Genomic DNA, 13,000 nt, shown 5'->3' on the forward strand with positions numbered 1-13,000 from the left:
ATGCCGGGCATGGCGGCCCCGGCGAGCGCCTTGCAGCCGTCCACGGCCCACCCGTGCACCGTCACGGCTGGCCGCGTCAGTACCGCTCAACATGCTCGGTGCAGGCAAATCGTTCACAGCTTCTCAGTGCTTCACGCGTTCCCAGGCGTGGCGCACCGCGCCCTTCATGCGCTCCCAGGTGCCGCCGGGGTTGCGGGCTTCCCAGTCGCGGCGCACATCGGGTTCGAGCTGATCCCAGCTGCGGCCGGCGTAGCGCGGGTCGCTGCGCAGCGAGTGGCCGTAGCGGTAGGCCGGCTCGTAGTCCTCGTAGCGGCCGCCCAGCGAACCGAAACGCGTGGTGTAGTCGTTGCGGTAATCGTCGCTGTTGAAGGCGCCCGTGGTGGTGCTGCCGGGAATGTGCTCGACCTCGACCTCGGTGCTGCGCACCGTGTCGCGGATCTGCTCGGTGCGCTGCTCCACCGTCTTGCCCACGCGCACCTCTTCCACCACCCGCGCGGTCTTCTGCACCACGGGCTGCTCGGCGGTTTCGCGGACCTCGATGGTGCGGTCCTTCAGGTCCGCCAGGTCGGCTGCCGTGGCGGGCCGGTCCACCGGCCGGCGCTCCACCTCGGCGCGCTCGGCGCGCAGTTGCACGCTCTCGCTCACCGGGGTTTCGACCGTGCGCGCATAGACGCGCACGCCGCCGGTGCTCACCGCGCGCTTGCCCACCGCCAGCTCTTCCTGCACCACCGGGATCACGTCCTCGGTGCGGTCGGCCGTGCCCAGACGCGTGCCCGTGACGCCGGTCCCGACGGGCGCCGTCGTCGCGCCGGCAGCGCTGTCCACGTAGCGGGTCTCGCCTTCCGCGCGCCAGGCATCGACGCGCTCGTCCAGGTCCACGGCCCCGGCGTCCTGCAGCACATGGCGCACCCGTTCGAGCGTGGCCGTGTCGTCATCGTCGATGTCCACGCGCACCACGGCACCGCCGCGCCGCACGGCCTCGGCGTAATGGCCCAGCTCGCGGTCATCGTCCCCTTCGAACATGTCGGAAAAGAAGTTGCGCACGCGCCCCATGACGCCGGTGTCGGGATGGGTCACCGTGCCGTCGGCATGGGTGGTGCGCACATGGGAGGGATCGACCTCGCTCTGGGCCAGCGTCTGCATGGCGCGCTGCGCGTCCACTTCCGAAAGGAACACTCCAACGACGGTTTGCTTCATCTTGATCTCCTGCTGAGGTTGCGGGACCCCGTGACGAGCACGGGAGGTACAAGCTCCTATGGGCAAGGGCCGTTCCGCCGCGGTGTTCCCGTTCGCATCGGCCATGGCCTTTCGTCGTCCGAAAGCTACTTTGCTGACAGCTGCATCCGGCGGTACCGGGCTACCGGGGAGGCCGGCGTATCGGATGCATCAGGGTTTTTCAGCGGCGGTGAAGGGCATGGCAATTCGTTAGGGCGTGATGGCGGGCTCCAGGAGGAGACGGCTGGAGTGCTGGCGCGCAGCGTTGTGCACTGGGCGACAGCCCTCACCCCTGCCCCTCTCCCGCGATGCGGGCAAGGGGAGGCTGACGGGATTGGCGCTACGCGGCTGCGCGCTACCCGAGCTATCAAGACGTCAGTTCTCACGCTGTCGGCGCGCGGAAACGCTCCCGAGCTCCGACGCCGCCACATTCTCCTCGCCCGCTTGCGCGGGAGAGGAGCTGGGGTGAGGGCCTGCTCCGCTTGCAACCGCGGCAGCCAGACATTCAGCGCCGCACGCCAAAGACCCTGCTTGACCTTCCCATCATGGCAAGGTCCAGACTGCAGGCATCGATCAAGAGAATCCCGCCATGAACGCCGTCGTCACCCCTTCCCCGGCCGCCACCGCCGCCGCGCCCCGGACACTGCCCATCGAGGGCATGACCTGCGCCTCCTGCGTGGCGCGGGTCGAGCGCGCGCTGCAGCGCGTGCCCGGCGTGGCGCAGGCCAGTGTCAACCTCGCCACCGAGACCGCCAGCGTGCAGGCCGAGGCCTCGGTGCCGCTGCAGGCGCTGCGGGAGGCCGTGGAGCGTGCGGGCTACGAGGTCGCGCACCAGACGCTGTCGCTGCGCATCGAGGGCATGACCTGCGCCTCCTGCGTCGCGCGCGTGGAACGGGCGCTGCGCCGCGTGCCGGGCGTGCTGGAGGCTGAAGTGAACCTCGCCACCGAGGTGGCCACCGTCAGCGTCGCCGCGCGCGAGGCCGACGCCGCCGCGCTCATTGCCGCCATCGAGAAGGCCGGCTACGCCGCACGCCCGGCGGACGCCGCCGCGCCCGAGGCCGGCGCCGCGGCGCGCACGCTGCCCGAGTGGTGGCCGGTGGCGGTGGCCGCGGTGCTGTCCCTGCCGCTGGTGCTGCCGATGCTGGGCCTGCTGGTGGGCGCGCACTGGATGCTGCCGGGCTGGCTGCAGTGGGCGCTGGCCACCCCGGTGCAGTTCTGGCTGGGCGCGCGCTTCTACCGCGCCGGCTGGAAGGCGCTGCGCGCGGGCAGCGGCAACATGGACCTGCTCGTGGCCCTGGGCACCTCGGCCGGCTACGGCCTGAGCGTGTGGCAGCTGCTCAACGCCCATCCCGGCCATGGCGCGCCGCATCTCTACTTCGAGGCCTCGGCAGTGGTGATCACGCTGGTGCTGCTGGGCAAGTGGCTGGAGGCGCGCGCCAAGCGCCAGACCACCGAGGCCATCCGCGCCCTCAACGCGCTGCGTCCCGACACCGCCCGCGTGCGCCGCGACGGCCGTGACCAGGAGCTGCCGCTGGCGCAGGTGCGGCTGGACGACGTGGTCGTGATCCGCCCGGGCGAGCGCATCCCGGTGGACGGCCTGGTGCTCGAAGGCGCCAGCCAGGTGGACGAATCGCTGATCACCGGCGAGAGCCTGCCCGTGGCGCGCCACGAGGGCGACAAGGTCACCGGCGGCGCCGTCAACGGCGAAGGCCTGCTGCTGGTGCGCACCACGGCGCTGGGGGCCGAGTCCACGCTGGCGCGCATCATCCGGCTGGTCGAGTCCGCCCAGGCGCGCAAGGCGCCCATCCAGCGCCTGGTGGACCGCGTCAGCGCCGTGTTCGTGCCCGCCGTCATCGCCATCGCGCTGGTGACGGCGCTGGCCTGGGGCCTGGGCACGGGCGACTGGCAGGCCGCCATCCTCAACGCCGTGGCGGTGCTCGTGATCGCCTGCCCCTGCGCGCTGGGCTTGGCCACGCCCACGGCGCTGATGGCCGGCACCGGCGTGGCCGCGCGCCACGGCATCCTGATCAAGGACGCCGAGGCGCTGGAGGTGGCGCACGCGGTGCGCACCGTGGCCTTCGACAAGACTGGCACGCTCACCGAGGGCAAGCCCGAGCTGGTGGCGCATGAGGCGGCCGACGGCGACGCGCGCCGCCTGCTGGCGCTCAGCGCCGCGATGCAGGCCCACAGCGAGCACCCGCTGGCGCACGCCGTGACGGCCGCGGCCGAGCGTGAGGGCATCGAGGTACCCGCCGCCGCGCAGGTGCGCGCCGTGGCCGGCCGCGGCATGGCCGCGAGCGTGGACGAACGCGAGCTGCGCCTGGGCAGCGGGCGCTTCATGCAGGAGCTGAAGGTGGAAACCCAAGCGCTGGCGCAGCGCGCGCAGGCGCTGGCCGCCGAAGGGCGCACCGTGTCCTGGCTCGCCGACGTGACCGACATGCCGCGCCTGATCGGGCTGCTGGCCTTCGGCGACCGGCCCAAGGCCACCGCGCAGGGCGCGATCCAGGCGCTGCACGCGCTGGGCGTGCGCACCGTGCTGGTCAGCGGCGACAACGCCGGCAGCGCGCAGGCCGCGGCGCGGGCGCTGGGTATCGAGGAGGTGCGCGCCGAGGTGCTGCCCGAGCACAAGGCACAGATCGTGGGCGAGCTGCAGCAGGCCGGGGGGCGCGTGGCGATGGTCGGTGACGGCATCAACGACGCGCCGGCGCTGGCCGCGGCCGACGTGGGCATCGCCATGGGCACGGGCACCGACGTGGCCATGCATGCCGCGGGCATCACGCTCATGCGCGGCAACCCGGCGCTGGTGGCCGACGCGCTGGACATCTCGCGCCGCACCTACGCCAAGATCCGCCAGAACCTGTTCTGGGCCTTCGTCTACAACGTGGTCGGCATCCCGCTGGCGGCGCTGGGGCTGCTCAACCCGGTCGTGGCCGGCGCGGCCATGGCCTTCAGCAGCGTCAGCGTGGTGAGCAACGCGCTGCTGCTGCGGCGCTGGAAGGGCGCGGCCTGAACGCCGTCACGGCCTCAACGACTTCTCACACTCAAGAGCTGCCATGGACACTGCCACTGCAACCGCCGATTTGAAGAACCTCAACATCGGCGAAGCCGCCGCCCGCTCCGGCGTGTCGGCCAAGATGGTGCGGCATTACGAGTCGCTGGGCCTGCTGCCCAAGGTGCGGCGCACGGAGTCCGGCTACCGGCAGTACGGCGAGAGCGAGGTGCACACGCTGCGCTTCATCCGCCGCGCGCGCGACCTGGGCTTCGGCATGGCCGAGATCGCCGAGCTGCTGCGGCTGTGGCAGAACCGCCGCCGCAGCAGCGCCGAGGTCAAGCGCATCGCCCAGGCCCACGTGGCCGACCTGGAGCGCCGCATCGCCGAGATGACGGCCATGAAGCAGACGCTGCAGCAGCTCGTGGCCTGCTGCCACGGCGACCACCGGCCGGACTGCCCGATCCTGGATGACCTGGGGCATTGAGGCCAGTGCCGAAAAAGTTCACTGACCTCACTTCACTTGTTCGCCTGCAGCCACTTGTCGAACTGCGCGATCTCGCGCTTCTGGTCGCGGATGATCTTCTCGGCCATCTTCCTCATCTCGGGCGACTTGGCCTCCTTCAGATAGGCCTGGGACATGTCCACCGCCTGTTGATGGTGCATCTTCATCATGGTGGCGAAGTCCCGGTCGGCGTCGCCGGTGGGCTGCATCTGCCGCATCTCCTCCATGCCACGTGCCATGGCGCCGTGCATGTCGCCGGCGCCGCCGTGCATGCCACCCGGCCCGCCGCCAGGGCCCATGCCGCCCGAGCCCGTGCCCTGCTGCGCATGGGCCATGCCCAGCCCCAGGGCGCACAGGCTGCACAGGGCCAGGGCACCCAAGTGACGACGAAGGTTCGAGCGCTGCGCCATGACGGTCTCCCGCAGAGTGATGGGAGCCGGGGCGCGGGCAAGGCGCGTTCCCGTCGGCCAGCCGGGCACGGTTCGCGCCCGTGGCCGGGGGATGCGGCCTCAGGGCAGGCGCATGCTCTCCAGCAGGCGGACCTTGGTATTGAGCACGTGCACGCGCATGGCCTGCTCGGCTTCGGCGGGCGAGCGCCGCGCGATGGCGTTGAAGACCGCCTCATGCTCGGCATGGGTGGTGCGCAGGTGGCCGGGGGTGCGCTTGTCGATGGCGGTGCTGAACACGTCCACGAACTGCCGCACCGGCACCACGGTGGTGAGCGTGGTGATGAAGAAGGGGTTGTGCGAGGCCCGCGCGATGGCGACGTGGAACTGCGTGTCCGCCTCGGCGCTGGGCCGGCCGCGCTCCATGGCCTGGCGCAGGGCCTCCAGGCCGGCGCGGATCGCACCCAGCTCCTCGGGGCAACAGCACTCGGCCGCCGCCGCCGCGGCGCCGGCCTCGACGCAGCTGCGGAAAGCGTAGAAGCGCTCGACGTCAGCCAGGCTGTGGATCGGCGGCGTGGTCACGCCGGCGGCGGCCGGCGCCCCCACCACGTGGCTGCCCGAGCCGCGCCGCGTCTCGATGATCCCGTCCGAGCGCAGGCGCGACAGCGCCTCGCGCACCGTGGAGCGCGCCACGCCGAAGCGGCTGGCCAGCTCCCACTCGGTGGGCAGCCGGCTGCCGCGCGGAAAGTCGCCGCACAGGATCGCCTCCACCATGCGGGCATGGATCTGGTCGGCCAGCGTGCCCGCCTCCGGGTCCTGCAGCCGCTCGTCGGCCACGGTCGCGGAGGGCACGACCGCCCCATGGCGGGCCCGGGAACCGCCATGGGTTCCAACGTCGAGAAGGTGCGGCAGTGAGGTGGCAAGGGGTGCAGTGTCCATGGCGGTTCCGGCAGCAGACGTCGGCTCATGCTGGGCCGAAGCCTAGAGCCTTGCCCGGAACGGAGCATGTGGTGAATGCGTACCACCCATAGCGCCGGTGCCTTTGCGTTCCCGGCGTCACTGCGGCGTCAGACGGCGCCGTGCGCCTCCACGTACAGCGCGTAGACCGAGTGGCAGCTGGCCATGTAGAGCCGGTTGTTCTTCGGCCCGCCGAAGGCGAGATTGGCGCAGCGCTCGGGCAGCCGGATGAACGCCAGCGGCTTGCCCTGCGGGCTGAACACCATCACGCCGTCCAGGTCCTCGGAGCGGCCCTTGAGCTGGTAGACCTTGCGCCCGCCCGCGTCGGTGGGCTCGGCATCGAGGGCGCCGTTGCTGCCCCAGCCGCACCACAGGTTGCCGTCGCGGTCCACCTTGAAGCCGTCCAGCGCGCCCTGGTCGGCGGCGTCGATGAGCTTGGTCTTGTTGGACAGGCTCACGCCGTCCGCGCCCACGTCATAGCTCCAGATGCTGCGGTTGGGCGAGCCCTTCCACTCCACCACGTAGAGCTTCTTCTCGTCGGGCGAGAAGGCCAGGCCGTTGGGGTTGACCAGGTCGGTGATGACGGCCGTGAGCCGGCCGTCCGGGCCGATGCGGAACACGTTGGTGTTGGCCTGCTCGCGCTGCGCCTTGAAGCCTTCCCACTCGCCGTTGATGCCGAACAGCGGGTCGGTGAACCAGATGCTGTCGTCGGACTTGACCACGATGTCGTTGGGCGCGTTGAGCTTCTTGCCCTCGAAGCTGTCGGCCAGCACGCTGAGCTTGCCGTTCTTCTCGGTGCGCACCACGCGGCGTGTCACCGAATGCTCGCAGGACAGCAGGCGCCCCTGCCGGTCGCGCGCGTTGCCGTTGGTGTAGTTGACGTTGTTGCGGAAGACGGTGGTGGTGCCCGTCTTCTCGTCGAACTTCATGATCCGGTTGTTCGGGATGTCGCTGAACAGCAGGTAGCCGCCTTCCGGGAAGTACGCCGGCCCCTCCGCCCAGCGCAGGCCCGTGGCCACCTGCTCCACGCTGCTGCTGTAGATGCGGTATTTGGCGAAGCTCGGGTCGAGGATCTGCACCGCCGGGTCGGGGTAGCGGGCGTTGGGCGTGAAGGGAATGGCCTGCGCCAGCGCGCCGCCGCCCAGCGTCGCCAGGCCGGTGCCGGCCAGGGTCTTCAGGAAGCCTCGGCGGCGTGCGGTGTGCTGTTCGAACATGGTTGTTGTCTCCTGCTGTTGTCGTTCGTGGAATGCGGCTGCGGCCGCGCGGTGGGTTGTCATTCGGCAGCGGCGAAAGTGCGCCCTCAACGTCACTCCACCAGCGCGATGCGCAGCAGGTTGGTGGTGCCGGCCTTGCCGAAGGGCATGCCGGCGGCGATGACGATGGTCTGCCCCGCCGCGGCCAGGCCCAGCTCCTTGACGGTGGCCACGGCCGTTTCGGTCATCTCGGGCACGTCCATCACGTCGTGGCACAGCACGGCGTGCACACCCCACACCAGCGCCAGCCGCCGCGCGGTGGCACGCCGCGGCGTCATGCCGACGATGGGCGCGCGCGGCCGCTCGCGCGCCATGCGCAAGGCCGAGGGGCCGGAGCTGGTGTAGGCGACGACCGCCGCCACGTCGAGCAGCCCGGCCACCGAGCGAGCGGCCCAGCCGATGGCCTCGGCCGTGTTGGCGCGCGGCGGCGTGTGCGAGGCGTCGATGAGCTGGCGGTACTGCGGGTCGGCCTCGGTGCGGGCGATGATGCGGTCCATCATCGCCACCGACTCCACCGGGTAGCGGCCCGAGGCGGACTCGGCCGAGAGCATCACCGCATCGGCGCCGTCATAGATGGCGGTGGCCACGTCCGAGGCCTCGGCGCGCGTGGGCACCGGGGCGCCGACCATCGACTCCAGCATCTGCGTCGCCACGATCACCGGCTTGCCCGCGCGGCGGCAGGCGTGCACCAGGCGCTTCTGGATGGCGGGCACGGCTTCGGCGGGCATCTCCACACCCAGGTCGCCGCGCGCGACCATCACCGCGTCGGTCTGCGCCAGGATGGCATCGAAGCACTCCAGCGCCGCGGGCTTCTCGATCTTGGCGACGATGCCGGCGCGGCCCTGCACGATGGCCTTGATCTCCGCGATGTCCTCGGCGCGCTGCACGAAGGACAGCGCGATCCAGTCCACGCCCAGCGTCAGGCCGAACTCCAGGTCGGCATGGTCCTTCTCGGTCAGGGCCGACAGCGGCAGCACCACGCCGGGCACGTTGACGCCCTTGCGGTCCGACAGCTTGCCGCCGTTGAGCACCACGGTGTCGGCAAAGCCCTCGCCCAGCGTCACCACCTTCAGGCGCAGGCGGCCGTCGTCGATCAGCAGCTCGGCGCCCTCGGCCAGGGCGGCAAAGATCTCGGGATGCGGCAGGGGCACGCGGGTAGCGTCGCCCGGGCGCTCACGCTCCAGGTCCAGCCGGAAGGCGGCCCCCTCGACGAGCTCGACCGGGCCGTTCGCCAGCGTGCCGATGCGCAGCTTGGGCCCTTGCAGGTCCAGCAGCACGCCGATGGGCCGGCCCACGTCGCGCTCGATGGCGCGGATGAGGTCCAGGCGCTGCCGGTGGTCCTCATGCGTGCCGTGGCTGAAGTTGAGCCGGAACACATCGGCTCCGGCGTGCACCAGCGCCTCGATGGTGGCGCGATCCGCGCTGGATGGGCCCAGCGTGGCGACGATCTTGGCGTTGCAGTGGCGTTGCATCGGGCAGCTCCATGCCCGGCCCGTCGATGCCGACAGCCTGGCGGTCGTTCGCTTGGGCCGGCGTGGAACCGGCAGCAGACAAACACCGCGCCGCACCGGGAGGCATCCCCCGGCGTGGCGCGGCCAAACGGATCAGGCTTGCGTGTACGAGGTCTTCACCGTGGTGAAGAACTCCGCCGCGTAGCGGCCCTGCTCACGCGGGCCGTAGCTGGAGCCCTTGCGGCCGCCGAAGGGCACGTGGTAGTCCACACCCGCGGTGGGCAGGTTCACCATGGTCATGCCGGCCTGCGCGTGGCGCTTGAAGTGCGTGGCGTGCTTGAGGCTGGTGGTGCACAGCCCCGAGGCCAGGCCGAAGGGCGTGTCGTTGGCCAGGGCCAGCGCCGCGTCGTAGTCCTTGACGCGGCTGACGCTCACCACCGGGCCGAAGATCTCCTCGGTGTTGATGCGCATCTGCGGCGCCGTGTCGGTGAACAACGCGGGCGTCATGTAGAAGCCCGGGGCGCCGTCGGCGTTGCGGCCCAGGGCCTCGCCGCCGGCGGCCAGCCGCGCGCCCTCGGCCTTGCCGATGGCCACGTACTCCAGATCCTGCGCCAGCTGCTTCTCGTCGACCACGGGGCCGATGTCGGTGCCCTGCTTGCGGGCGTCGCCGACCTTGATGCCCTTCATCTTCTCGACCATGGCGGCCACGAAGCGGTCGTGGATGCCTTCGGTGACGATGACGCGGCTCGACGCCGTGCAGCGCTGGCCGGTGGAGAAGAAGCCGCTGTTGACGGCGCAACTCACGGCCACGTCCAGGTCGGCGTCGTCCAGCACGATGAACGGGTTCTTGCCGCCCATCTCCAGCTGGAATTTCGCCATGCGCGCCACGCAAGCGGCCGCCACCTGCCTGCCCGTGCCCACGGAGCCGGTGAAGCTGATGGCGTTGACGCGCGCGTCGTCCAGCAGCGCCTGGCCCACCACGGAGCCGCGGCCCATCACCAGGTTGAACGCGCCCGCCGGCAGCCCGGCGCGATGCAGGATGTCGGCCAGCGCCCAGGCCGAGCCCGGTACCAGGTCGGCCGGCTTGAGCACCACGCTGTTGCCGAAGGCCAGCGCCGGGGCGATCTTCCAGGCGGGAATCGCGATCGGGAAGTTCCAGGGCGTGATCAAACCCACCACGCCGACGGGCTCGCGCGTCACCTCCACGCCCACACCGGGCCGCACGGAAGCGACCACGTCGCCCGAGGCCCGCAGCGCCTCGCCCGCGAAGAACTTGAAGATGTTGCCGGCGCGAACGACTTCACCGATGGCCTCGGGCAGCGTCTTGCCCTCTTCGCGCGCCAGCAGGTCGCCCAGCTCGGCCTTGCGGGCCAGGATCTCGCTGCCGGCGGCGTCGAGGATGTCGAAGCGCTGCTGCGGCGTGGACAGGCCCCAGGCCGGCGCGGCGGCATGTGCGGCGGCGATGGCCTGGCGCGCCTGCGCGGCGTCGGCCTGCGCGTACTCGCCCACCACGTCGCGCGTGTCCGACGGGTTGATGTTGCGGCTGACAGCGGCGCCGTCTACCCACTCGCCCCCGATGAGGTTCTTGAACATGCTTTCTCCTTGGATGTTTGTCTGGCCGGAGTCTCAGCGCACCAGGCAGGGCCGCTTGTTGTCGAAGGTCCAGCCCGGGATCAGGTACTGCATGGCGATGGCGTCGTCGCGCGCGCCCAGCCCGTGCTGCTGGTACAGCGCGTTGGCCTTCATCACGGCGTCCATGTCCAGCTCCACGCCCAGGCCCGGCTTCTTCGGCACCGCCACCTCGCCGCCGACGATGCGCAGCGGCTGCTTGGTCAGGAACTGCCCGTCCTGCCAGATCCAGTGCGTGTCGATGGCCGTCACCCGGCCCGGCACCGCGGCGGCGGCGTGCGTGAACATCGCCAGCGAGACGTCGAAGTGGTTGTTGGAGTGCGAGCCCCAGGTCAGGCCGAAATCGCGGCAGGTCTGGCCCACGCGCACGGCGCCCTGCATGGTCCAGAAGTGCGGGTCGGCCAGCGGGATGTCCACCGACTGCAGCACCAGCGAGTGCACGAACTGGCGCCAGTCGGTGGCGATCATGTTGGTGGCCGTGGGCAGCCCGGTGGCGCGGCGGAACTCGGCCATCACCTCGCGGCCGGAGAAGCCGCCCTCGGCGCCGCAGGGGTCCTCGGCATAGGCCAGCACGCCGTGCATGTCGCGCATGAGGCGGATCGCGTCTTTCAGCAGCCAGCCGCCGTTGGGGTCGAGCGTGATGCGCGCATCCGGAAAGCGCGCCTTGAGCGCCTTGATGGCCTCGACCTCCTCCTCGCCGCGCAGCACGCCGCCCTTGAGCTTGAAGTCCTGGAAGCCGTAGCGCGCCTGCGCGGCCTCGGCCAGCTTCACCACGGCTTCGGGCGTCATCGCCGCCTCGTGGCGGATGCGCAGCCACTCGTCGTCGGCGTCGGGCGCGCTGTCGTAGGGCAGATCGGTCTTGTTGCGGTCGCCGATGTAGAACAGGTAGCCCAGCATCGGCACCGCGTCGCGCTGCTGGCCCTCGCCCAGCAGCGCGCACACCGGCACTTCCAGCTCCTGGCCCAGCAGGTCCAGCAGCGCCGACTCCACGGCCGTGACGGCGTGGATGGTGGTGCGCAAATCGAAGGTCTGCAGCCCCCGCCCGCCGGCGTCGCGGTCGGCGAAGCGGGTGCGGATCTCGGTGAGCACGGCCTGCCAGTCGCCGAGCTTGCGGCCCACGACCAGCTCGCGCGCGTCTTCGAGCGTCTGGCGGATGGCCTCGCCGCCGGGGACCTCGCCCACGCCGGTGCGCCCGGCGCTGTCGGTGAGCACGAGCAGGTTGCGCGTGAAGTACGGGGCATGCGCGCCGCTGAGGTTGAGCAGCATGCTGTCGCGACCGGCGACGGGAATGGCCCGCAGGGAAGTGACGGTGGGGGTGGAGATGGACATGGCGAAGAAGGGGCTGGCACCCTCCCCGGCCGCAAGGGAGAGGGCCGAAGAGGCAGAAAGTGCGGGGGTCAGTCCGCCGTGATCATGCGGGCCTGGATCGGGACCGCTGGCCCGGCTGCCGGGCTCCCCGGGGGCGCCACGGCGGCCGCGGGCCCTTACTGCGGGCCCAGGCGGGCGATGAGCGCCTGCAGCTGATCGAATTCCGCCGGCTTGAGCTCGGACAGCGGCGGGCGCACGGGGCCGGCGCTGTGTCCGACGATGGTGGCGCCGGCCTTGACCAGGCTCACCGCGTAGCCGTTGCCGCGGTTGCGCAGCTCCACCAGGGGCAGGAAGAACTCGTTGATCAGGCGACCGGTGGTGGCGGTGTCGCCCGCGGCATGCGCGTTGTAGAACTCGATGGCCGTGCGCGGGATGAAGTTGAACACCGCCGAGGAGTACACCGGGCAGCCCATGGCCTTGTAGGCACCGGCGAACACTTCGGCCGTGGGCAGGCCGCCCAGGTAGGCGAAGCGGTCACCCAGCTTCTGGCGCACGGTCACGAAGGCCTCGATGTCGCCGATACCGTCCTTGAAGCCGATCAGGTTCGGGCAGCGCTCGGCCAGCTTGAGCAGCGTCTCGGCGCTGTAGCGGCAGCTGCCGCGGTTGTAGACCACCACGCCGATCTTGACGCTCTTGCACACGGCCTCGACATGCTTGACCAGGCCTTCCTGGGTGGCCTCGGTGAGGTAGTGCGGCAGCAACAGGATGCCCTGCGCGCCGGCTCGCTCGGCCGCCTGCGCGTACTGCACCGCCAGCGTGGTGCCGCCGCCGGCGCCGGCAATGATGGGCACGCGGCCACGGCAGGTGTCGGCAGCCACCTTGACCACGTCGAAGAACTCGCCCGGCTCCAGCGAGAAGAACTCGCCCGTGCCGCCGGCGGCAAACAGCACCGTGGCGCCATAGGGCATGAGCCACTCCAGGCGTGCGGCATAGCTGCGGGCATCAAAGCGCAGCTCGCTGTCGAAGTCGGTCAGCGGGAAGGACAGCAGGCCGGATTGCAGGGCGGACTTGAGTTCTTGCGGGGACATGGGTTCTCCGGTGGGCTTGGTTCGAGTGCCAGAACGCATTGTTCAGCTGCGTTGTATGTCATCGTACAACATGCAATGCCGGTTTGCTACGGAAAACACGTAGACGCACCGGTGCATACGTATCCAGCTTGCCCGAATCAGCTCTGTGGCATGGCATTCGACCCTCCGGTCCATACCTCAGTCAAGCTGAGAGCAGCGGTCCGAGATGGATCAATATGA

The 13,000-nt window shown here is 70.8% G+C and carries 10 protein-coding genes; 2 read left to right on the forward strand and 8 right to left on the reverse strand.

Annotated elements, in window-relative coordinates; all coding sequences use genetic code 11:
• Nucleotides 1–123 precede the first annotated feature (123 nt).
• Nucleotides 124–1,197 (reverse strand): YsnF/AvaK domain-containing protein, encoded by a 1,074-nt coding sequence (locus tag HHL10_RS13150; protein ID WP_169160832.1) that lies wholly within the window; start codon nt 1,195–1,197, stop codon nt 124–126.
• A gap of 607 nt (nt 1,198–1,804) precedes the next feature.
• Here HHL10_RS13150 and HHL10_RS13155 point away from each other — a divergent pair.
• A complete protein-coding gene (locus HHL10_RS13155) occupies nt 1,805–4,225 on the forward strand; it encodes a heavy metal translocating P-type ATPase (protein ID WP_169160833.1) in 2,421 nt (806 codons plus the stop codon).
• Nucleotides 4,226–4,268: 43 nt separating this feature from the next.
• Nucleotides 4,269–4,691 carry a Cu(I)-responsive transcriptional regulator gene (gene cueR / locus HHL10_RS13160; RefSeq protein WP_169160834.1) on the forward strand — a complete coding sequence of 141 codons (423 nt, stop codon included), beginning with the start codon at nt 4,269–4,271 and terminating at the stop codon, nt 4,689–4,691.
• Between the two features lie 32 nt (nt 4,692–4,723).
• On the opposite strand, the gene HHL10_RS13165 is transcribed toward cueR, so the two are convergent.
• The 7 genes from HHL10_RS13165 to kdgD form a co-directional block, all read right to left on the reverse strand.
• On the reverse strand, nt 4,724–5,119 hold the full coding sequence (locus HHL10_RS13165) for a DUF305 domain-containing protein (RefSeq protein ID WP_235971422.1): 396 nt from the start codon (nt 5,117–5,119) through the stop codon (nt 4,724–4,726).
• A 99-nt stretch (nt 5,120–5,218) separates the two neighbouring features.
• Entirely contained in the window at nt 5,219–5,947 is a 729-nt protein-coding gene (locus tag HHL10_RS13170) for a FadR/GntR family transcriptional regulator (protein ID WP_310734588.1), read from the reverse strand.
• A gap of 215 nt (nt 5,948–6,162) precedes the next feature.
• Entirely contained in the window at nt 6,163–7,266 is a 1,104-nt protein-coding gene (locus HHL10_RS13175) for an SMP-30/gluconolactonase/LRE family protein (RefSeq protein ID WP_169160836.1), read from the reverse strand.
• 92 nt (nt 7,267–7,358) lie between these two features.
• Nucleotides 7,359–8,777, reverse strand: a complete 1,419-nt coding sequence (pyk, locus tag HHL10_RS13180) for a pyruvate kinase (protein ID WP_169160837.1) — start codon at nt 8,775–8,777, stop codon at nt 7,359–7,361.
• Nucleotides 8,778–8,909: 132 nt separating this feature from the next.
• Complete coding sequence (locus tag HHL10_RS13185; RefSeq protein WP_169160838.1) at nt 8,910–10,349, reverse strand: aldehyde dehydrogenase family protein; 1,440 nt, start codon at nt 10,347–10,349, stop codon at nt 8,910–8,912.
• A gap of 33 nt (nt 10,350–10,382) precedes the next feature.
• Nucleotides 10,383–11,714, reverse strand: a complete 1,332-nt coding sequence (gene gudD, locus HHL10_RS13190; RefSeq protein ID WP_169160839.1) for a glucarate dehydratase — start codon at nt 11,712–11,714, stop codon at nt 10,383–10,385.
• A gap of 155 nt (nt 11,715–11,869) precedes the next feature.
• On the reverse strand, nt 11,870–12,781 hold the full coding sequence (gene kdgD / locus HHL10_RS13195; protein ID WP_169160840.1) for a 5-dehydro-4-deoxyglucarate dehydratase: 912 nt from the start codon (nt 12,779–12,781) through the stop codon (nt 11,870–11,872).
• Between the last annotated feature and the right edge of the window lie 219 nt (nt 12,782–13,000).

The sequence above is a fragment of the Azohydromonas caseinilytica genome, assembly GCF_012927045.1.
Taxonomy (GTDB): Bacteria; Pseudomonadota; Gammaproteobacteria; order Burkholderiales; family Burkholderiaceae_C; genus Azohydromonas; species Azohydromonas caseinilytica.